The organism is Streptomyces taklimakanensis (assembly GCF_009709575.1).
Classification (GTDB): Bacteria; Actinomycetota; Actinomycetes; order Streptomycetales; family Streptomycetaceae; genus Streptomyces; species Streptomyces taklimakanensis.
Genome location: NZ_WIXO01000001.1, coordinates 957,939 through 978,223, shown reverse-complemented (window position 1 = coordinate 978,223; position 20,285 = coordinate 957,939). Strand labels below are relative to the sequence as shown.

The following is a 20,285-nucleotide window of genomic DNA, read 5'->3' as shown; positions in this document are numbered from 1 at the left end:
GGGTCCGCCCGGAGGCGCGTTCGGGGGCCGGCGCCGCCGGACCGTTGACGTACCGGTCGGTATGCCGTGAGGATGAGCAAGCGCTTAGTCGTGGCCCGCGAAGGAGAACCCGTGCCCCCTGAGAACGCTCCCGTGACCGATCCGGACGAGCTGCGCCGCCGCACCCGCGCGCTGCTCGACGCGCACGACCCGACCGGCACCGACCGGCTCGACTTCCTGCGCGCCCGCTACGACGCCGGGCTCGCCTGGGTGCACTTCCCCCACGGCCACGGCGGACTCGGCGCCCCGCGCGCCCTCCAGGCCGTCGTCGACACCGAGCTGGCCGCGGCCGGCGCCCCCGACAACGACCCCGGGCGCAACGGCATCGGCCTGGGCATGGCCGCGCCCACGATCCTGCGATACGGCACCGAGGAGCAGAAGGAGCGCTTCCTGCGCCCCCTGTGGACCGGCGAGGAGGTGTGGTGCCAGCTCTTCAGCGAGCCCGGCGCCGGTTCCGACCTGGCCGCGCTCGCCACCCGCGCGGTGCGCGACGGCGACACCTGGGTGGTCGACGGCCAGAAGGTGTGGACCTCCAGCGCCCACAACGCCCGTTGGGCCATCCTGATCGCCCGCACCGACCCCGACCTCCCCAAGCACCGCGGCATCACCTACTTCGTCTGCGACATGACCGACCCCGGGGTCGAGGTGCGGCCGCTGCGCCAGATCACCGGCGAGGCGGAGTTCAACGAGGTCTTCCTCACCGGCGTCCGCGTCCCCGACGCCCACCGCCTGGGCGGAGTGGGGGAGGGCTGGAAGATCGCCCAGACCACCCTCAACAACGAGCGCGTCGCCATCGGCGGACAGCGCGCGCCGCGCGAGGCCGGCATGGTCGGCAAGGTCGCGACCACCTGGCGCGAGCGCCCCGAACTGCGCACCCACGGACTCCACCGGCGGCTGCTGTCCGGCTGGGTGGGCGCCGAGGTCGCCCGGCTCACCGGCGAGCGGCTGCGCCAGCAGCTCACCGCCGGTCACCCCGGCCCCGAGGGCGCGGGCACGAAGCTCGCCTTCGCCCGACTGGCGCAGGAGCTCAGCGGGCTGGAGGTCGAGCTGCTGGGCGAGGAGGGCCTGTCCTACGACGACTGGAGCATGCGCCGCCCGGAGACCGTGGACTTCACCGGCCGGGAGGCGGGCTACCGCTACCTGCGTGCCAAGGGCAACTCCATCGAGGGCGGCACCTCGGAGATCCTGCGCAACATCATCGCCGAGCGGGTCCTGGGACTGCCCGCCGAGGCCCGCACCGACAAGGACGTCCCCTGGAAGGAGCTCGCCCGATGACCGACCTGCTGTACTCGGAGATCGAGGAGGAGCTGCGCTCCAGCGTCCGCGCGCTGCTGGCCGACCGCAGTCCGCACCAGGCCGTCCTGGCCCGCTGCGAGACGGCCGAGCCGTACGACCGGAAGCTGTGGCGGACCCTGGCCCGGGACCTGGGCGCCGCCTCCCTGGCGGTGCCGGAGGAGACGGGGGGAGCGGGGGCCTCGGTGCGCGAGGTCGCCGTGGTGCTGGAGGAACTGGGCCGCGCCGCCGCGCCCACCCCCTACCTGGGCAGTTCCGTGCTGGCCGGCACCGCCCTGCTCGCCCTGTCCGGCGACGAGGGGGCGGACGAACTGCTGGCCGCCCTCGCCTCCGGCGAGCGCACCGCCACCCTGGCGGTGCCCCTGTCCACGGCGCCCGGCACGCCCCGCGGCGCCGGGTTCCCGGCCGCCGTGCGGGCCGACAGCGCGGGCACGCTGACCGGCACGGTCACCTCCGTCGCGGACGTGGGGACCGCCGACGTGCTGCTGGTCCCCGCGGAGGGCCGGGACGGGCCGGGGCTCTACGCCGTCGAGATCAGCGCCGCGGCCCTGACCGTCGCTCCGCGCACCTCGCTCGACCTCACCCGACCGCTGTTCGACATCGCCCTCACCGGCACCGCCGCCCGACGCCTGGCCGGGCCCGACCGGGCTCCGGCGGCGCTGGAGCGCGCCGTGCTCACCGGCGCCGGACTGCTCGCCTCCGAACAGCTCGGCCTCGCCGAGTGGTGTCTGGAGAGCACGGTCGCGTACCTGCGGGAGCGGCGCCAGTTCGGGCGGACGCTCGGTTCCTTCCAGGCGCTCAAGCACCGGCTGGCCGACCTCTGGCTGGACGTGGTGGGGGCGCGGGCCGCCGCCCGGTACGCGGCCGGAACCCTCGCCGACGGCGACCCGGACGCCCCGGTGGCCGTCGCGGTGGCCGCCTCCCACTGCGGGGACCTGGCGGTGCGGGCGGCCGAGGAGTGCGTCCAACTGCACGGCGGCATCGGGATGACCTGGGAGCACCCGGCGCACCTGTACCTCAAGCGCGCCAAGGCCGACCAGATCGCGCTGGGCACCCCGGACCGCCACCGCACCGCGCTCGCCGGGCTGGTGGACCTGCCGGAGCCGGCGCCGACGGCCTGAGCGGAGCCGGGCCCGGGGCCTCGGAGGCCGCGGGGGCGAGGGCGGAGTTCCGTCCTCGCCCCCGCGGCGCTCCGTCGGGCTCCCTCCGGGGCGCGTCCCCTTCTTCCACGGCCTCGGCCACGGCCCGGCGAGGTTCCGGCCGTCGCCCTCCGACAGCCCCCTTGAGGTCCCAACACGGCGCAGTGGTCGGTGCGATGATCCTCCGTCATGGGAATGTTCCGGAAGGACGGACGGCACAGCGAGGTCGTCGACGTCCACCTCATCCTGCGGCGCGGCGACGAGGTGCTGCTCGCACGCCGGGCGAACACCGGCTACGCCGACGGGCTGTTGCACGCTCCGTCCGGGCACGTCGAGGACGGCGAGGACGTGCGGGAGGCGATGCTGCGGGAGACGGAGGAGGAGATCGGGCTGCGGCTGGAGCCGGAGGAGTTGAGGGTCGCTCTGGTGATGCAGCACCGCTCTCCGACGGGCGAACCCCGGACGGGGTGGTTCTTCGAGGCGTGGTCGGGGGAGGGGCGCGAGCCGGTCAACGCCGAGCCCCACAAGTGCTCGGAGCTGGGCTGGTACCCGCTGGAGGCGCCACCGGACGACATGGTGGCGTACTGCCGGGCGGGGCTGGACGCCTACCGGGCCGGTGAGCGCTTCGTGCTGCACTGGCACCGGCCCGGGGACTCCGTCGCCCACGACCCGGCCGCGCCCTCCCGGGCCGTGTTCCTGGGATCGACGGCCCGGGACTGACGGGGCGCGGGGGCGGACGGAGCACGGGCCACTCGGCCGGCGCGGGATCCCGGCGGCGGTACGGGGTCAGGAGCGGAGCAGCAGGGTCGCGCCGGCCACCACGAGGCCGAGCGCCACGGCGGCGGCTCCGTGGGAGAGCCGGTGGGAGCGCAGCACGGGCAGGGCGCGGTCGACGGCCCAGCGCCCCGGGCCGGAGAGGGCGAGCGCGGCGGCGCCGGCGGCGAGGAGGAGTTCGTACTCCACTCCCTGGGGCGAGAAGAAGCCGCCGCCCCACTTCACCGCCACCGCGTTGACCATCGTTCCCAGTACCGCCGCCCCGGCCAGCGGGGTGAGCAGCCCGAGCGCGAGCCCGAGGCCGCCCAGGGTCTCGGTGAGGGCCGCCACCAGGGCGAACGCCTCCGGGGAGGGGTAGCCCAGCGAGGCGAAGAACATCCCGGTCCCCTCGATGCCTCCGCCGTCGAACCAGCCGAAGAGCTTCTGCGTGCCGTGCACGGCCATCGTCAGGCCGAGGGCCAGCCGCAGCACCAGGAGCCCGGCGTCGTGGGCGGGCGGGGACGGCGGGATGCCGTCGGGGCCGGCGGCGGTGTCGGTGTGGGGGAGCGTGCCGGCGGGGGCGGTCATGGGGCCTCCTGGTCCAGGTGATTCAAATTCGAACTACTCGGTCGTGGTGAGCGTACAACTCGGTTCGAATTTGAACAACCGCGTAGGATGGAGCCATGAACGAGCCCCGATGGCTGGACGAGCTGGAGATGGCGGCCTGGCAGGGCTTCCTGGAGGCCGGCCACCGCGTCGCCCGGCGGCTGGAACAGCAGCTCAAGGACGACGCGGGCCTGTCCCACCCGCAGTACGAAATCCTGGTCCACCTCTCCTCCGTCCCGGGCGGCGAGCTCCGCATGACCGAGCTGGCCGACCGGCTGATCACCTCCAAGAGCGGCCTCACCTACCAGGTCGGCCAGTTGGAGCGGCGCGGACTGGTGCGGCGCCGGGCGTGTCCCACCGACGTCCGCGGTGTCTTCGCCGCCCTCACCGAGGAGGGCCGCGCGCTGCTGCGCGCCGCCGCGCCCGGTCACGTGGCGGCGGTGCGCGAGACGCTCGTCGACGTCCTCGACCGCGACCAGCTCGCCGTGCTCGCCGAGGCGCTCGGCGAGGTCGGCCGCCGGCTGCGCCGCGCCTGACCGGTTCCGGAGCGCGCGGCACCGATCCGGCGGGAGCGCCGCCCGGCGGCCCGGCCGTCCGCCCCGTGCCCCCGCGCCGGGCGCGGCCGGTGCCACAATCGGGACGCACCCCGCCGCCCGCACCGCCGCAGGAGACCACGTGCCGCTGAGCCTCGTCATCGACCCCGACGCCCCCACCGCCCCCTACGAGCAGGTGTACGCGCAGATCGCCGAACAGGCCCGCGGCGGAACGCTCCCGGCCGGCCACCGACTGCCGACCGTGCGGGCCCTCGCCGGGGAGCTGGGGCTGGCGGTCAACACGGTGGCCAAGGCCTACCGCGCGCTGGAGTCCGACGGGGTGATCGAGACCCGGGGCCGGCACGGCACCTTCGTCGCCGCCGCCGGGGACGCGGCCGCACGGGAGGCCGCCGCGGCGGCGCGGGCGTACGCCCAGCGGGCCCGCCGGCTGGGCCTGGACCGGGCCGCCGCGCTGACCGCCGTCGAGGAGGCGTTGAAGGTCGCCTACGGCCGCGACGGCTGACCGCCTCCCGACGCGCCGCCGGCCCCCGACAGCCGCGCCCTCGCCTCCATCAGGGCGAAGCCCAACAGGTTCAGGCCGCGCCAACGCGCCGGATCGCCCGCGCGTTCGTCGTCCGCCGTCATTCCGATGCCCCAGGTCCGATCCAGCGGACTGGCCTCCACCAGGACGCGCTCCCCCGTGGCCAGGAGGTACGCGCGCAGCTCGTCGTGCTGTCCGAACTTGTGGACGTTGCCGTCGACCACGATCCCGAAACGGTGCCGCGCCCAGACCTCCTCGTCGAAGCCGCGCACCGTGCGGCCCGCCGCCTTGGCCGCCCCCGGCTCCGTGCCGGCGAGCACCGCCCGCTCGGCCTCCGCGTCGCCGAACAGCCGTGCCTTGGCGGCCATCATCCAGTGCTCGGCGGTGGCGTACACGACCCCGTCCACGGCGAACGGCGCCGGCCACCACTGGCTGAGGAACCACGGGCCGACGGCGGCGCCGTGCCGAGGGCGATGGCCCCAGAAGTACACGGGGCGGAGCCGTTCGCCGCGCGCCCGGCGTTCCACCAACGCGGCCACCCGGTCGTCCGGCGCCCCCTCGCTCGTCACGCTCCGTCACTCCGTCCGTGTTCCCGTGGTGGCGCGGCGCCCGCGCACGACATCCCCATGATCGGCGGGCCGGTTTCCGCGCGCATCCGGTTTTCCGCCTCCCGACGGGCCGTCCGGTGCCCGCCCCCGGGGCGCTTCCGTACCGGTTCCGTCACGATGCCCGGTGACCGGCCCCGAGCCGGTCGCCGGGCGGCCGGCGGAACGCCTCCGTCTCGTACGGTGTTCGTCAACCCCCTTGCGGGGAAGGTGAATCGAGTGACCGGAATACCCGTGGGTCACGGTCGGGAGATAGGGTTACCCTGCCCGGGCCGGGAGCCCTCGTTTGGGTGGGGAGTGTCATGGAACAGATAACGGTGCGCAGCAGGGCGAGGATCCCTGCGATCCAGTGCGGGAGCGGCGCGGCCGGCGCTCGCCTCGACCGGCACCTGAGCGTGCTGGCCGGGCCGGCCGTCTCCCGGGACGACACCGCGGAGGCGATGACGCTGATGCGCGAGCTGACCACGCGTGACAGGACGCACCCCCGGACGGAGAACCGGGGCGCGCGGGTCTCGCTGTTCGCACCGCTGCGCCGGCTGCGGCGCTCCCTCTTCGGCGGACACGCCTGACGGCCGCGTTCCGGCCGACACCCCCCGCGACCGCTCCACCGAGGGCCGGGCGAGGCCGCCCGGCCCTCCGGCGTGCCCGGACACCGGTCGGCAGGGCCGGGGGAGGGGAGCCGCCCGTCCCGCCCGGGGCGGCGCCGCCGGTTCACAGCAGCGCGAGCTGTCCCTCCGGGCCCTCCTCGCGGTGGTCCAGGACGGACGCCGGACGGCGCGCGCCCGGCGGCACCGGGAGCACTCCGGCCCCGCGCAACTCGTCGGTGCCGACCGACGGCCCCCGCGCCAGCCGTTCGGCGAGCTCCGCCCGTGGGCCCCGGAGCCGGTCGACGAGGGTGAGCACGGTGATCAGCTCCAGCAGCTCCGAGGTCCACTCCCGCGGCCATTTCCTCGGGCGCACCGCCTCCAAGGTGCCGGGCTCGGCGGGGGCCGTGCGCCGCTCGAACCACTCCTCCACCACCCGTACCCCGCCCGCCTCGAACTCCCAGGCGCCGCGTTCCACGGGCGCTATCCGGCCCTCTCCCACCCACAGGGCCTCCTCCTCGGCGTCGTGGCGCAGCCACCCCGGCGCGGGTCGTTCGGGCAGCGTGGCCCGTACGTAGGGGCGGCGCCCGCCGGGCAGGCGCGGGCGGGAGCCGTCGCCGCAGCGGGCGCCCCGGGTGTGGACCCACAGCACCCGGCGGCCCAACTCCACCCCGTCGCGCCACACCCGCGGGTCCGCGGTGAGCGGCACGGCGAGTCCGGCGGGGCCCGGACGCACCGCCGCGGCGGTCCAGGCCAGGAGGTCCTCGGCCTCCACCGGCGTGCCCAGCCGGCGGGCCAGGTGCTCCCGCAGCCCCGGGGCGAGGTTGGGTTCGCGGCCGCCGGGGCGCCGGTAGAGGGGGCGTATCCGGCCCGGCCGGCCCGTGGGGGAGTGCCCGTCGGGCAGCAGGGCGGTGAAGGAGGGCTCCGGGGCGGGGGACCGGGGCGCGGGGCCGGGCTCCACCAGGTGGATCTGGTGCTCGTCCCAGACCCGCCACAGCTCCGGGCGGGCGGCGTCGATGAGGCGGTGGTCCGGTATGAGCCACTGGTGGTCGTGGAGGGAGTGGAGCACCCGCACCGGTTCGGGGCACGGTCCGTCCTCCCGTTCCAGACGGACGGTGGCGGCGGTGCTCCCGGCCGGCCCGGGAAGCCGGGGGACGGGGGTGCGCGGGGTGCGGGCGCGGGTCGGGCCGAACAGCGCCTCGCGCTCCTTCGCCCCGGCCCGCAGCAGCGCGTTCCAGCGGGCTCGCAGGGACGCCGCGTCGGGGGCCATCACCCAGGCGCGGCCCAGTCGCAGCGGCCGCACCGACCAGGGCATCAGGTCGTCCAGCGCGAGTGCTCCGCCGTCCACCGCGTCACGTCCTCCTCCGCCCCGGCCGCGGTCGGCTCCGGAGCCGACCGCGCGGTCCCTTCCGCCGCCGCGGTCCCCGTCGTCCACCACACCGCTCACCGTCCGCATGCTACGGAATCCGCGCGGCACGGGGCCGGGCCGACGGTGGATCAGTCCGCCTCCACGGTCACGGAGAAGGAGAAGCGGTCGCCGCGGTAGTGGATGCGGGCGACGTCCACCACCCGGCCGTCCTCGTCGTAGCTGACGCCGGTGTAGTGCAGGATCGGGCTGAGCAGCGGCACGTCGAGCAGCTCCGCGGTCTCCGGGTCGGCGAGCCGGGCCTGGACGGTGTCGGTGATGCGGCTGATCCGCACCCCCACCGCGTCGCGCAGCACCTTCGTCATCGGCCAGCGGACCAGGTCCTCCAGGTCGATGCGGTCGGCGATCTCCGGCAGGACCAGGTTCTCCACCCAGTTGGTCGGCTCGCCGCTCCCCCGGTCCCGGCGCAGCCGTCGGTAGGAGACGGCCTCGGGACGGTCGGGGAAGTACTCGGCCAGATCCCCCGGTACGGACTGGGTGCCGTGGCCCAGCAGTTCGGTCTCCTCGCCCGACTGCTGGGCCACGATGGCGTCCACCGAGCCGAGCAGCCGCACCGGGGACCCGCTGCGGGCGCTGGGCTCGATGAAGGTGCCGCGTCTGCGGTGTCGGGTGATCAGCCCTTCGTTCTCCAGCTCCTTGAGCGCCTGCCGCATGGTCAGGACGCTGACGCCGTAGTGCTCGGCGAGTCGCTCCTCGGTCGGCAGGCGCAGGGGCGCGTCGGGGGAGCGGCCGAGTATCGAGGCCCGCAGCGACTGCGAGACCTGGTACCACAGCGGCAGCTTGCGGTTGAGCGCGAGCGAGTCGGGAGCGAAGGTGGTCACGGCGACTTCCGAGGACGGCCAGGCCGGCGGCCTGTGGCGGTACGGCGGTACGGGCGGCGACGCGGGATCGGCGGACGTTCACGGTACGCGCCACGGTCCGGCCCGGCGCGTCACGACCCGAAGTGGCGCTCCAGACCCTGCCACACCTCGTCGTAGTCGCGCTGCAGATGACCGGCGTCGCGCGCTCGCGCGGTGAGCGTCACCGGCCAGCGGGTCTCGAACATGAAGGCCAGGCCGTCGTCCACCTTCTGCGGAACCAGTTCGGCCGCGCTCGCCCGCTCGAACGTCTCCCGGTCCGGTCCGTGCGCCGACATCATGTTGTGCAGCGAGCCGCCACCGGGCACGAAGCCCCCCGGGCCGGCCGTCTTGGCGTCGTAGGCGCCCTCGATCAGGCCCATGTACTCGCTCATCACGTTGCGGTGGAAGTAGGGCGGTCGGAAGGTGTCCTCGCCGACCAGCCAGCGCGGGGCGAAGACCACGAAGTCCACGTTCGCCAGGCCCGGGGTGTCGGTCGGCGAGGTGAGGACGGTGAAGATCGACGGATCGGGGTGGTCGTAGCTGATGCTGCCGATCACGTTGAAGCGACGCAGGTCGTAGACGTAGGGCACCAGGTTGCCGTGCCAGGCGACGACGTCCAGCGGCGAGTGGTCCCAGGTGGCCGTCCACAGGGCGCCGCAGAACTTGTTGACCACCTCCACCGGGCCCTCGACGTCCTCGTACGCCGCGGTGGGCGCGAGGAAGTCCCGCGGGTTGGCCAGGCCGTTGGCGCCGATGGGACCGAGGTCGGGGAGGGTGAGGGGACGACCGTGGTTCTCGCACACGTAGCCGCGCACCACCGGGTCCAGCGGCTCGACGCGGAAGCGCACCCCGCGCGGGATCAGCGCGATGTGGCCCGGTTCGGCGCGCAGCGGTCCGAACTCGGTGCGCAGCAGCAGCCCGCCGCGCTCGGGGACGATCAGCAGCTCGCCGTCGGAGTCGCCGAACACCCGCCGCTCCATGGGGGCGTTGGCGGCGTAGAGGTGGATGGACACGCCCTCGCGCCGGGCGGCGTCGCCGTTGCCGCCCAGGGTCCACAGGCCGTCGAGGAAGTCGGTGCCGGGGGCGGGGTCGGGCAGCGGGTCCCAGCGGAACCGGTTGGGGTCGGGCTCGGTCTCGGTGAAGGGGGCGCCGCGCAGGGCGGCCCCGGTGGTGGCGTCCGCGCGGACGAAGCGCGGGTGGGCGGCCGAGGGGCGGATGCGGTACAGCCAGGAGCGGCGGTTGTGGGCGCGCGGCTCGGTGAAGGCGGTTCCGCTGAGCTGCTCGGCGTAGAGGCCCAGGGGAGCGCGCTGGGGGGAGTTCCGGCCGACCGGGAGCGCTCCCGGAACGGCTTCGCTCGCGTGCTCGTTCCCGAAGCCGGAGGAGTACGCCAGTCCTTCGGCGGCCTTCCGCGCCTGCTCGAAACCGCTTGTGGTGCCACTCATCGCAACGCTCCCGGTGCTCAGGGTTTCCTGTTGGAAACCATAGGAATCAGGGGGGTGCACGTCAACGGCGAGGGTGTGACGGGCGTGCCGCCGTTTCGGCTCCCGCCTCTGGGCAGGACGAGGGTGCCGGGGCTAAGGTGCGCTTACCGTCTGGTCGGTATGGCGTGGCCGCCGGTGCCGTCCTACTCACCGGACACCGCCTGCGAGGGGGATCGATGTCGGAGAGCGTCAGCACGGCCACGGGCACGGGCACGGGAGCGGCCGGTATGGGCCCGGGGGACGGCGAGCGCACCCGCGCGGCCCTGCGGATCTGTCCGCTGTGCGAGGCCACCTGCGGTCTGACCGTCACCGTCGCCGCGGTCGGGGACGGTCAGGAGCGGATCACCGCCGCGCGCGGCGACCGCGACGACGTCTTCAGCCGGGGCTACGTCTGTCCCAAGGGTGCCCTCTTCGGGGAACTGGACGGCGACCCCCACCGACTCGCCCGTCCCCTGGTCCGCCGCGACGGCGCGCTGCGGGAGGCGAGTTGGGAGGAGGCGTTCGCCGCGGTCGCCGAAGGGCTCGGCGGCGTCCTGGCGGCCGGCGACCCCCGGGCGGTGGCCCTCTTCCTGGGCAACCCCAACGTCCACACCGTCGCCGGAGCCCTCTATCCCCCCTTGCTGATCAAGGCGCTGCGCACTCCCAACCTCTTCACCGCCTCCACCCTCGACCAGATGCCCAAGCACGTCTCCTGCGGGCTGCTGTACGGCGATCCGTCGGCCATCCCCGTGCCCGATCCGGACCGCGCCGACCACCTGTTGGTCGTCGGCGCCAACCCGGTGGAGTCCAACGGGAGCCTGTGCACCGCGCCCGACTTCCCCGGCCGGCTGCGGGCGTTGCGGAAACGCGGCGGCACCCTCACCGTGGTCGACCCGCGCCGCACCCGCACCGCGCGCCTGGCCGACCGGCACGTGGCGGTGCGCCCCGGCGGCGACGCCCTGCTGCTGATGGCGATGGTCCAGGTCCTCTTCGCGGAGGACCTGGTCGACCCCGGCGCGGCCGCGCCGCACCTGAGCGGGGTGGAGGACGTGGCGCGGCTCGCCGCGGACTTCACCCCCGAGGCCGTCGCCGACGCGTGCGGCGTCGAGCCCGATGTCGTCCGCGCCCTCGCCCGCGAGCTGGCCGCCGCCGAGCGCGCCGCGGTCTACGGACGGATCGGCAGCACGGCGGTGGAGTTCGGCACCCTGACCAGTTGGCTGGTCGACGTCCTCAACGCCCTCACCGGCAACCTCGACCGGGCCGGCGGCGTGCTGTTCCCGTTGTCGGCCACCGCCCGCGCGCCCCGGCCCCCCGCTGCGGGCCGGGGCTTCGTCACCGGCCGCCGGCACAGCCGGGTGAGCGGGTACCCGGAGGTCAAGGGGGAGTTTCCGGCCGCCGCGCTGGCCGAGGAGATCGACACCCCGGGCGAGGGACGGGTCCGCGCGCTGGTCTGCGTCGCCGGCAACCCCGTGCTCTCCGCCCCGAACGGCGACCGACTCGAACGGGCGCTGGCCGGTCTGGACTTCATGGTGAGCGTCGATCCCTACCTCAACGAGACCTCCCGCCACGCCCACGTCGTGCTGCCGCCGCCCCGGCCCTCCCGCAGCCCGCACTTCGACTTCTCCCTCAACGGCCTGGCCGTCCGCAACCAGGTGCGCCTCACCCGTCCCGTGATCCCCCTCGGCGAGGGGGAGATGGGCGAGGGCGAGATCCTGGCCCGACTGGTGCTGTGCGCCTCCGGCGCGCCGGGCGGGGACCCGAGCTCCGTCGACGCCGCGGTGATCGAGCGCACCCTGGCCGCCGCCGTCGCCGACTCCCGCTCCCCGGTCCACGGCCGCGAACCGGCGGAGTTGGCGGGCCTGTTGACCGGCGAGGACGGGGTCGAACGCCGGTTGGACCTGATGCTGCGCCTGGGCCCCTACGGCGACGGCTTCGGCGCGAACCCCGACGGGCTCACCCTGGCCCGGCTGCTGACGCACCCGCACGGCGTCGATCTCGGCCCGCTGCGGCCCCGGCTGCCCGAGGTGCTGCGCACCCCCTCCGGCACCGTGGAGCTGTGCCCGGAGCCGATCGTCGCCGACGTCTCCCGACTGCGTCGCTCCCTGGCGGAGCGTCGGGGGCCCGCCGGGGCGCCGGTGCTCGTCGGCCGACGCCACCTGCGTTCCAACAACAGTTGGATGCACAACATCCCCGGACTGCGGGGCGGCGGCAACCGCTGCACCCTCCACGTGCATCCCGACGACGCCGCCCGGCTGGGTCTGTTCGAGGGCGGCCTCGCCCGCGTGGTCGGCGCCGGAGGGGAGGTGGAGGTGCCGGTGGAGGTGACCGACGCGGTGCTGCCCGGGGTCGTCAGCCTGCCGCACGGCTGGGGCCACGACCGTCCCGGCACCCGGACGCCGGTGGCCGCCGCCGACCCCGGCGTCAACGTCAACCAACTGCTGGACGGCCGGCTGCTCGACCCGCTCTCCGGGACGGCCGTGCTCAACGGCTTCCCGGTGGAGGTGATGCCCGCCGGCGCGCCGGCGGGCCCTTCGGGAGGGGCGGCGCGGCCCCACGTGACCCACGGCACGCGGCGTCCTGCTGACACCTCAAACTAGCGCCGCTAGTTTAGAGTCATGCAGGCACACAACGGCATGTACATCGACGGGGAGTGGCGTCCCGCCGCGAGCGACGGGACCATCGAGGTCGTCAACCCGGCCACCGAAGAGATCATCGGCACCGTGCCGGCGGGCACCGCCGAGGACGTCGACGCGGCCGTGCGCGCCGCCCGCGCGGCCCTGCCCGGCTGGGCCGCCACACCACCCGCCGACCGCGCGGCGCGGATCGGCGCCCTCCACGACGCGCTGGCCGCCCGGCGCGAGACGATCGCGGCCACCGTCACCGCGGAGCTGGGCGCCCCCGTCTCCTTCGCGCGGGCCGTCCACGCGGACCTGCCCGTCACGGTCGCCGGGACGTATGCCCGGCTCGCCGCCGAGCACCCCTTCGAGGAGGAGCTGGGCACCTCCCGGGTGCTGCACGAGCCGGTGGGCGTGGTGGGCGCCGTCACGCCCTGGAACTACCCGCTGCACCAGATCGTCGCCAAGGTCGCCCCGGCGCTCGCCGCCGGCTGCACCGTGGTCCTCAAGCCCGCCGAGGACACCCCGCTGGTGGCGCGGCTCTTCGCCGAGGCCGTGGCCGAGGCGGGGCTGCCCGCCGGGACGTTCAACCTCGTCACCGGACTCGGCCCGGTCGCCGGCCAGGCGCTGGTCGAGCACGCGGGCGTGGACATGGTCTCCTTCACCGGCTCCACCGCCGTCGGCCGCCGCGTCGGCGCCATCGTGGGCGGCGCGGTCAAGCGGGTCGCCCTGGAACTGGGCGGCAAGTCCGCCAACGTCCTCCTGCCCGGCGCCGACCTGGTGAAGGCCGTGAAGATCGGGGTGGGCAACGTGATGGCCAACTCCGGCCAGACGTGCAGCGCCTGGACCCGGATGCTGGTCCACGCCGACGTCTACGACGAGGCCGTGGAGATCGCCGCGGCGGCCGCCGCCAAGTACGCCCCCGGGGACCCCACCGACCCCGCCACCCGCCTGGGGCCGGTGGTCAACGCGGGGCAGCGGGAGCGCGTCACCGGCTACATCCGCACCGGCGTCGAGGAGGGCGCCACCCTCGTCGCGGGCGGCCCCGAGGCGCCCGAGGGCGTGGAGCGCGGCTACTACGTGCGGCCCACCGTGCTGGCCGGTGTCACACCGGAGATGACCGTCGCCCGGGAGGAGATCTTCGGCCCCGTGCTGAGCGTCATGCGGTACGAGGACACCGAGGAGGCGGTGCGCATCGCCAACGACTCCGAGTACGGTCTGGCCGGCGCCGTGTGGGCGGCGGACGACGAGGAGGCCGTGGCCTTCGCGCGCCGCCTGGAGACCGGCCAGGTGGACATCAACGGCGGCCGCTTCAACCCGCTGGCGCCCTTCGGCGGGTACAAGAGGTCCGGTGTGGGGCGCGAACTGGGGCCGCACGGTCTGGCCGAGTACCTCCAGACCAAGTCCCTGCAGCTCTGAGCGGTCCAGAGCAGTTCCCGGCAGTCCAGAACGGTCCAGAGCAGTCCAGAACAGTCCAGAACAGTTCAGAGCAGTTCGGAGCAGTTCGGAGCAGTTCCGATCAGGCCCCGCGAGAAGCCGCACGTCCGCCGAGGACACGAGAGGAAACGCCACGTGGTCCGCGCCGTAGTCCTGCCCGCCGTCCATGCCCCACTGGAGATCGGGGAGATCGACCTGCCGGAGCCCGGCCCCGGCCGGGTGAGGATCCGCCTCACCGCCGCCGGGGTCTGCCACTCCGATCTGTCGCTGTCCAACGGCACCCTGCGCCAGCCCGTACCCGCCGTCCTCGGCCACGAGGGCTCGGGCACCGTGACCGCCGTGGGAGAGGGCGTGACCTCCGTCTCGCCGGGGCAGCGGGTCGTCCTCAACTGGGCGCCCTCCTGCGGGAGCTGCCACTTCTGCGCGAGGCTGGGCGAGCCCTGGCTGTGCACCGAGGCCAACGCGGCCGGCGGCGTCCCCTACGCCCGCGCCGCCGACGGCCGCGACCTGTACCCGGGGCTGGGCACGGCCGCGTTCGCCCAGGAGACGGTCGTCGCCGAGCGCGGCGTGCTGCCGCTGCCCGCCGGCGTGCCGCCGGCCGACGCGGCCCTGCTGGGCTGCGCGGTCCTGACCGGCTACGGGGCGGTCAACCACAGCGTCCGCCTGCGCGAGGGCGAGTCGCTGGCCGTCTTCGGCGTCGGCGGGGTCGGCCTGGCGGTGATCCAGTCGGCGCGGATCGCGGGCGCGGACCGGATCGTCGCCGTGGACGTCTCCCCGCAGAAGGAGGAGTTGGCGCGTCGCGCCGGGGCCACCGACTTCCTGATCGCCTCCGACACCACCGCCAAGGAGGTCCGCGGGATCACCGGTGGCCTGGGCGCCGACGCCGCCATCGAGTGCGTGGGGCGCGCGGAGACCATCCGGGCGGCCTGGTCCTCCACCCGGCGTGGCGGCCGCACTTCGGTCGTCGGCATCGGCGGCAAGGACACGCGGGTCTCCTTCTCACCGCTGGAGATCTTCCACTTCGCCCGGACCCTGTCCGGCTGCGTCTACGGCGACTGCGACCCCGTCCGCGATCTGCCGGTGCTCGCCGAGCACGTCCGCTCCGGCGCGCTGGACCTGGGCACGCTGGTCACCGACCGGATCGGCCTGGACGAGGTGCCGGCGGCCTTCGAGGCCATGCTCGCCGGGCGCGGCGGCCGGGCGCTGGTGATGTTCGACGAGGAGTGAGGAAGCGCGAGGGGGCGTGAGGAGGTGCGATGGGGCTTGCGCCCCCTCGGGGGGTGCCGGTCGGCGCCCGGCGGCTCAGGCGTCCGGGGCGTCCCGGGCCGTCCCGGCGTCCCCCGCGGGGAACCGCAGCGCGAGCCCGTCGACGAGGGCGCGCAGGCCCGTCTCGAACGCTCCCTCGTCGACCCGCTGTTGGTGTTCGGCCAGCAGGTGGGCCTGGTCCAGGTGGGGGTAGTCCCGTTCGTAGAGCGCGGCGTCGTCGACGAAGCCGCGGGCGAAGGAGCCCAGCGCCGAACCGGCCACGAAGTACCGCATCATCGCGCCGATGCGGGTGGCCTGGGCACGGGACCAACCGGCGTCGAGCATCGCGCCGTAGACGGCGTCGGCCATCCGCAGTTGGCTCGGACGGCGGCCGGGGCCCTGGGCCAGGTGCGGAACGATGTTCGGGTGGGCGGCGAGCGCCGCCCGGTAGGAGCGGGCCCACGCCACCAGCGCCGCGCGCCAGTCGGTGCCGTCGTCGAACATCGACAGGTCGACGTCGGCGCACACGGCGTCGGCGACCGCGTCCAGGATCTCGTCCTTGGTGCGGAAGTGGTTGTACAGGGACGGGCCGCTGACGCCCAGTTCGGCGGCGAGCCGGCGGGTGGAGACCGCCGGCAGGCCCTCGGCGTCCACCAGGGCGAGGGCCGCCGCCACGATCCGCTCGCGGCTGAGCAGGGGGGTGCGCGGGCGTGCCACGGATCACATCCTCGATGTCTCGTACGGGGTCTACGACTCGGTAACTAGCGGTGCTAGTTTAATGGGCATGGATCTGGAGCTGTCGGAGGAGCAGGTCGCCGTACGGCGGCTGGCCAAGGAGTTCGTCGACCGCGAGATCGTCCCGCACGCGGCCGAGTGGGACCGCGTCGAGAGCGTCGACCGGTCGGTGGTGCGGTCCCTGGGCGATCTGGGGTTCCTGGGGTTGACGATCCCGGAGGAGTACGGCGGCTGTGGCGGCGACCACCTGGCGTACTGCCTGGTCACCGAGGAGCTGGGGCGCGGCGACTCCGCCGTGCGCGGCATCCTCTCCGTCTCCCTCGGCCTGGTCGCCAAGTCGATCGCGGCCTGGGGGAGCGAGGAGCAGAAGAACCACTGGCTGCCCCGGCTCTGCTCCGGCGAGGCGATCGGCTGCTTCGGCCTCACCGAGCCGGGCACCGGCTCCGACGCCGCCCACCTCGCCACCCGCGCTCGCCGCGACGGCGACGACTGGGTGATCGACGGCACCAAGATGTTCATCACCAACGGCACCTGGGCCGACGTGGTGCTCCTCTTCGCCCGCACGGGTCCCGAGCCCGGCCACCAGGGCGTCACCGCCTTCCTCGTCCCCACCGACACCCCCGGCCTGACCCGCCGGGAGATCCACGGCAAGCTCGGCCTGCGGGGGCAGGCCACCGCCGAACTGGTGCTCGACGGCGTCCGCGTCCCGGACGGCTGCCGGATCGCCCCCGAGGGCAAGGGATTCTCCGTCGCCATGTCCGCCCTTGCCAAGGGCCGCATGTCGGTGGCGGCCGGCTGCGTCGGCATCGCACAGGCGGCGCTGGACGCGGCGGTGGCCTACGCGGGCGAGCGCGAGCAGTTCGGCAAGACCATCGCCCACCACCAGCTCGTCCAGGAGCTGATCAGCGACATCGCCGTGGACGTCGACGCCGCCCGGCTGCTGACCTGGCGGGTGGCCGACCACATCGACCGGGGCCTGCCCTTCGCCACCGAGTCCTCCGTCGCCAAGCTCTACGCCTCCGAGGCCGCCGTACGGGCCGCCAACAACGCACTCCAGGTCTTCGGCGGCTACGGCTACATCGACGAGTACCCGGTCGGCAAGCTGCTGCGCGACGCGCGGGTGATGACGCTGTACGAGGGCACCAGTCAGATCCACAAGCTGCTCGTCGGTCGCTCGCTGACCGGGGTGTCCGCCTTCTGAGGCCCGACCGCCTCCCCGTCGTCCCCGGAGACGTTCCCTAAGCGGCTGCTCAGCGACGCCGGACCGTCGATGTATCGTGTTCGCCCGGTCGATCCATACGGGGCGAGGTGCGCATGACGGCGGAGACGGAGCCCGGGGCCGCGGGCGGGCCCGGGGACGGCGCGGCGGCGAACGGCGCGGCCGGTGCCGGGAGCACGAAGGACACGGAGGGCGCGGAGGGCGCGGTCGGGGCGACCGGCGCCGCCGACGCGAACGGCGCGGACGGTGCGGCCGACGCGGACGACTCCTGGGGCGGGGTCGAGCCCGACGCGGCCCGACGGCTGCTGCTGGCGGCGGTCGAGGCGTTCGCCGAACGGGGCTTCCACGCCACCACCACCCGCGACATCGCCTCGCGCGCCGGGATGAGCCCCGCCGCGCTCTACATCCACTACCGGACCAAGGAGGAACTCCTCTACCAGATCAGCCGGGTCGGCCACGAGCGGTCGGTGCGCATCCTCACCGAGGCCGCCGACAGCGCCACCGGGTCCGCCGGACGGCTGGCCGCCGCCGTGCACGCCTTCGTGCGCTGGCACGCCGAGCGCCACACCACGGCCCGGGTGGTGCAGTACGAGCTGAACGCGCTGGCCGAGGAGCACTACACCGAGATCGTCGCCCTCCGCAGGCGCAGTGAGGAGATCCTGCGCGGCATCCTGGCGGACGGGGTGGCCGCCGGGGAGTTCACCGTCGCCGACATCCGGGGCACCGCCCTGGCGGTGCTCTCGCTCTGCATCGACGTCGCCCGCTGGTTCCGCTCGGGAGGCTCGCGCACCCCCGAGCAGATCGGCGCGCTCTACGCCGACCTGGTGCTGAGGATGGTCGGTGCCCGCACCGAGGCCCCGGCCACGGGGCCCACCGCCCCGGCCGGCACCCCCGAGCGGGGGGACGACCGGCCGGAGCGGTAGGTCCCACGACCGGGGCCGGGGACCGTCACAGGTAGTAGCGGACGACGCTCTCCGCCACGCACACCGGCTTCTGTCCACCCTCGCGTTCGACCGTCACCACCGTCGTGAGCTGGGCGCACTCCTCCGACACCTCGGTCACCTCGGTGATCCGCGCGCCGGCGCGCACCCGCGAGCCGACCGGCAGGGGGGCGGGGAAACGGACCTTGTTGACGCCGTAGTTGATGCCCATGCGCACGCCCTCGACCCGGATCAACTGCGGCACGAGCACCGGCAGCAGCGAGAGCGTCAGGTAGCCGTGCGCGATGGTGGTGCCGAACGGGCCGGCGGCGGCCTTCTCGGGGTCGACGTGGATCCACTGGTGGTCGCCGGTGGCGTCCGCGAACAGGTCGATCCGCTTCTGGTCCACCTCCAGCCAGTCACTGGTGCCCAATTCCTCGCCGACCGCCGCCCGCAGTTCCTCGACCGACGTGAAAACCCTGGGCTCCGCCATGGACGTTCGCCTCCCCAACCGTGGTGTTCTTGGTCCGATCTACGACTAAGCGCTTGCTCAGGATGCTGGGGAGCTCCGAACATGTCAACGGCGGCCCACCGGGTGGGCCGCCGTCGGCGCGTGGGAGCGGGGGCCACCGTGGCGGCGCCCGCCCCCGCGCGTCCTCTCGTCGTCCGCGCGCACGTCGTCCCCGTGCGCGCGGACGTGTTCGTTCCGTGTGTCCTCGTGTCCCTGTGTCCTCGTGTCCCTGTGCTCTCGGTGTCCTGCCCCTTCGGAGCCTCCCGTCGTGCCCCACCGGCTCCACCGGCCCCCGCGGGCCCGCGGACCGTTCAGTGGGTCACGGGCACCTTCCCGACCGGACGGCGCTCGGCCGTCGCCTGCCGGATGCCGTGCATCGCCTGCGCCGCGCACCGCGCCTCGCGTGCCTCCGCCTCTCGGACCAGGCGGCGCAGCACCTCCGCCAGCGGGGCGGGCGGTGCGGCCTCGGGGTCCTCGACGGGCAGCAGCATGCGACCGCCCCAGCAGCGACGGTGCCAGTCGTCGTGGCCCGGCGGCTGCCGGATGCCGTCGTACTTCTGCTGTCTGCGCCGCCGCGCGAAGTCACGCTCGTACGCCAGCCAGACCTCCCGGGCCTCCTCCAACTCCTCCAGCGCGGAGACCAGTCGCTCCGGGTCGGGGGAACGGTCGTCGGGGGAGATGCCCGCCCGGGCGCACAGGTGGTGCCAGGTGGCACGGTGCCCGTACGGCGCGAAGCGCTCCAGGCACTTGCGCAACGCCTGTCGGCGCTGGGAGGGATCTCTGTCAGGATCACGGACCTGTTCGGCCAGGGCATTGAAACCGGCCAACGCGTACCACCTCCGACGGAGTCGCCGATCGTCATCGTTGGGACGTACCGGACCCTCTGTGGGATCCGTGTGCCCCGGAATCTTCCCAAGCCACATACCGACTGGTTAGTCTGTTCGGATTCGGCGGGCGGGTCGCCGGAAGGCCGCCGACGCGGCGCGGGACGAGTCGAGGAGCGGGCATGGCGGACATGCGGGGCACGACGGTCGTGGTGACCGGAGCCGGTGGCGGCATCGGAGCGGCCCTCGCCCGCGCCTTCGCCGCGCGCGGCGCCCGGGTCGCCGTCAACGACCTCGACGCCGACCGCGCGCGGACGGTCGCCGAGGAGGTCGGAGGCGTCGCCGTTCCCGGCGACGCCTCGCAGATCGTCCCCGCCGCCCGCCGGGCGCTCGGCGGCACGATCGACGTCTTCTGCGCCAACGCCGGCATCGCCCCCTCCGGCGGCCCCGAGGCCGCCGACGACGTCTGGGAGGCGGCCTGGGACGTCAACGTGATGGCCCACGTCCGCGCCGCCCGTGAGCTGCTGCCCGAGTGGCTGGAGCGCGGTCGGGGCCGGTTCGTCGCCACCGTCTCGGCCGCCGGGATGCTGACCATGGTCGGCTCCGCGCCCTACAGCGTCTCCAAGCACGCCGCCCTCGCCTTCGCCGAGTGGCTGTCGGTCACCTACCGGCACCGCGGCATCGACGTCCACGCCGTCTGCCCGCAGGGCGTGCGCACCGACATGCTCGCCTCCGCCTCCACCGCCGGCGAACTGGTGTTGGAGCCGACGGCCATCGAGCCGGAGGACGTCGCCCGGGCCGTGCTGGAGGCGGTCGACGCGGGGCGCTTCCTGGTCCTCCCGCACCCCGAGGTCGGTCGCTACGCCGTGGCGCGGGCCTCCGACACCGACAAGTGGATCGCCGGCATGAATCATGTGCAGCGGAAGCTGGAGACAATCCAGCGGGACCAGTAGGTCCGGCA

The 20,285-nt window shown here is 74.6% G+C and carries 19 protein-coding genes and 1 pseudogene; 12 read left to right on the top strand and 8 right to left on the bottom strand.

Translation table 11 applies throughout. The annotated features are described in order from the left end of the window. The first annotated feature begins 132 nt into the window (after nt 1–132). From F0L17_RS04365 to F0L17_RS04355, 3 genes and pseudogenes are all read left to right on the top strand, one after another. On the top strand, nt 133–1,314 hold the full coding sequence (locus tag F0L17_RS04365) for an acyl-CoA dehydrogenase family protein (RefSeq protein ID WP_162466732.1): 1,182 nt from the start codon (nt 133–135) through the stop codon (nt 1,312–1,314). Further along, nucleotides 1,311–2,453 (top strand): acyl-CoA dehydrogenase family protein, encoded by a 1,143-nt coding sequence (locus F0L17_RS04360; protein WP_155070040.1) that lies wholly within the window; start codon nt 1,311–1,313, stop codon nt 2,451–2,453. Before F0L17_RS04365 ends, F0L17_RS04360 begins: the two co-directional genes overlap by 4 nt. Nucleotides 2,454–2,684: 231 nt before the next feature. Further along, nucleotides 2,685–3,191: pseudogene (locus F0L17_RS04355) on the top strand (NUDIX hydrolase); the annotation flags it as partial. 66 nt (nt 3,192–3,257) lie between these two features. On the opposite strand, the gene F0L17_RS04350 reads toward F0L17_RS04355, so the two are convergent. Further along, on the bottom strand, nt 3,258–3,812 hold the full coding sequence (locus tag F0L17_RS04350; RefSeq protein ID WP_155070038.1) for a DoxX family protein: 555 nt from the start codon (nt 3,810–3,812) through the stop codon (nt 3,258–3,260). A gap of 95 nt (nt 3,813–3,907) precedes the next feature. Between F0L17_RS04350 and F0L17_RS04345 the strand changes: the two genes are divergently transcribed. Further along, the gene (locus tag F0L17_RS04345) at nt 3,908–4,366 is read left to right on the top strand and encodes a MarR family winged helix-turn-helix transcriptional regulator (RefSeq protein WP_155070037.1); all 459 of its coding nucleotides are present in this window, start codon (nt 3,908–3,910) and stop codon (nt 4,364–4,366) included. A 139-nt stretch (nt 4,367–4,505) separates the two neighbouring features. Continuing rightward, on the top strand, nt 4,506–4,886 hold the full coding sequence (locus F0L17_RS04340) for a GntR family transcriptional regulator (RefSeq protein WP_162465778.1): 381 nt from the start codon (nt 4,506–4,508) through the stop codon (nt 4,884–4,886). Here the strand turns inward: F0L17_RS04340 and F0L17_RS04335 are convergent. After that, nucleotides 4,868–5,473: an NADAR domain-containing protein gene (locus tag F0L17_RS04335; protein WP_162465777.1), complete on the bottom strand. Its 606-nt coding sequence runs from the start codon at nt 5,471–5,473 to the stop codon at nt 4,868–4,870. The genes F0L17_RS04340 and F0L17_RS04335 overlap by 19 nt on opposite strands. Before the next feature lie 338 nt (nt 5,474–5,811). On the opposite strand from F0L17_RS04335, the gene F0L17_RS04330 reads away from it, so the two are divergent. Beyond that, a complete protein-coding gene (locus tag F0L17_RS04330; protein ID WP_155070036.1) occupies nt 5,812–6,078 on the top strand; it encodes a hypothetical protein in 267 nt (88 codons plus the stop codon). Between the two features lie 142 nt (nt 6,079–6,220). Here F0L17_RS04330 and F0L17_RS04325 read toward each other — a convergent pair whose 3' ends face one another. From F0L17_RS04325 to hmgA, 3 genes are all read right to left on the bottom strand, one after another. Then, nucleotides 6,221–7,408: a type ISP restriction/modification enzyme gene (locus F0L17_RS04325; RefSeq protein ID WP_238420164.1), complete on the bottom strand. Its 1,188-nt coding sequence runs from the start codon at nt 7,406–7,408 to the stop codon at nt 6,221–6,223. A gap of 182 nt (nt 7,409–7,590) precedes the next feature. Next, nucleotides 7,591–8,340 carry a UTRA domain-containing protein gene (locus F0L17_RS04320; protein WP_162465775.1) on the bottom strand — a complete coding sequence of 250 codons (750 nt, stop codon included), beginning with the start codon at nt 8,338–8,340 and terminating at the stop codon, nt 7,591–7,593. A 110-nt stretch (nt 8,341–8,450) separates the two neighbouring features. Then, nucleotides 8,451–9,800, bottom strand: coding sequence for a homogentisate 1,2-dioxygenase (gene hmgA, locus F0L17_RS04315; RefSeq protein ID WP_155070035.1), 1,350 nt, complete (start codon nt 9,798–9,800; stop codon nt 8,451–8,453). A gap of 266 nt (nt 9,801–10,066) precedes the next feature. On the opposite strand from hmgA, the gene F0L17_RS04310 reads away from it, so the two are divergent. From F0L17_RS04310 to F0L17_RS04300, 3 genes are all read left to right on the top strand, one after another. Continuing rightward, on the top strand, nt 10,067–12,415 hold the full coding sequence (locus F0L17_RS04310) for a molybdopterin oxidoreductase family protein (RefSeq protein ID WP_238420162.1): 2,349 nt from the start codon (nt 10,067–10,069) through the stop codon (nt 12,413–12,415). 18 nt (nt 12,416–12,433) lie between these two features. Next, entirely contained in the window at nt 12,434–13,852 is a 1,419-nt protein-coding gene (locus tag F0L17_RS04305) for an aldehyde dehydrogenase family protein (RefSeq protein ID WP_155070033.1), read from the top strand. 153 nt (nt 13,853–14,005) lie between these two features. Next, complete coding sequence (locus F0L17_RS04300; protein WP_162465774.1) at nt 14,006–15,097, top strand: zinc-binding dehydrogenase; 1,092 nt, start codon at nt 14,006–14,008, stop codon at nt 15,095–15,097. A 75-nt stretch (nt 15,098–15,172) separates the two neighbouring features. On the opposite strand, the gene F0L17_RS04295 is transcribed toward F0L17_RS04300, so the two are convergent. Beyond that, complete coding sequence (locus F0L17_RS04295) at nt 15,173–15,832, bottom strand: TetR/AcrR family transcriptional regulator C-terminal domain-containing protein (protein ID WP_162465773.1); 660 nt, start codon at nt 15,830–15,832, stop codon at nt 15,173–15,175. A 67-nt stretch (nt 15,833–15,899) separates the two neighbouring features. Between F0L17_RS04295 and F0L17_RS04290 the strand changes: the two genes are divergently transcribed. Together F0L17_RS04290 and F0L17_RS04285 are read left to right on the top strand one after the other, a co-directional pair. Continuing rightward, nucleotides 15,900–17,051, top strand: coding sequence for an acyl-CoA dehydrogenase family protein (locus F0L17_RS04290; protein WP_155070032.1), 1,152 nt, complete (start codon nt 15,900–15,902; stop codon nt 17,049–17,051). Between the two features lie 320 nt (nt 17,052–17,371). Continuing rightward, the gene (locus tag F0L17_RS04285; RefSeq protein ID WP_238420160.1) at nt 17,372–17,992 is read left to right on the top strand and encodes a TetR/AcrR family transcriptional regulator; all 621 of its coding nucleotides are present in this window, start codon (nt 17,372–17,374) and stop codon (nt 17,990–17,992) included. Nucleotides 17,993–18,017: 25 nt separating this feature from the next. Here F0L17_RS04285 and F0L17_RS04280 read toward each other — a convergent pair whose 3' ends face one another. Together F0L17_RS04280 and F0L17_RS04275 are read right to left on the bottom strand one after the other, a co-directional pair. After that, the gene (locus F0L17_RS04280) at nt 18,018–18,482 is read right to left on the bottom strand and encodes a MaoC family dehydratase (protein ID WP_155070030.1); all 465 of its coding nucleotides are present in this window, start codon (nt 18,480–18,482) and stop codon (nt 18,018–18,020) included. 329 nt (nt 18,483–18,811) lie between these two features. Next, nucleotides 18,812–19,327, bottom strand: a complete 516-nt coding sequence (locus F0L17_RS04275; RefSeq protein ID WP_238419249.1) for a hypothetical protein — start codon at nt 19,325–19,327, stop codon at nt 18,812–18,814. A 179-nt stretch (nt 19,328–19,506) separates the two neighbouring features. On the opposite strand from F0L17_RS04275, the gene F0L17_RS04270 reads away from it, so the two are divergent. Further along, complete coding sequence (locus F0L17_RS04270; RefSeq protein ID WP_155070029.1) at nt 19,507–20,277, top strand: SDR family oxidoreductase; 771 nt, start codon at nt 19,507–19,509, stop codon at nt 20,275–20,277. The last annotated feature ends 8 nt before the right edge of the window (nt 20,278–20,285 follow it).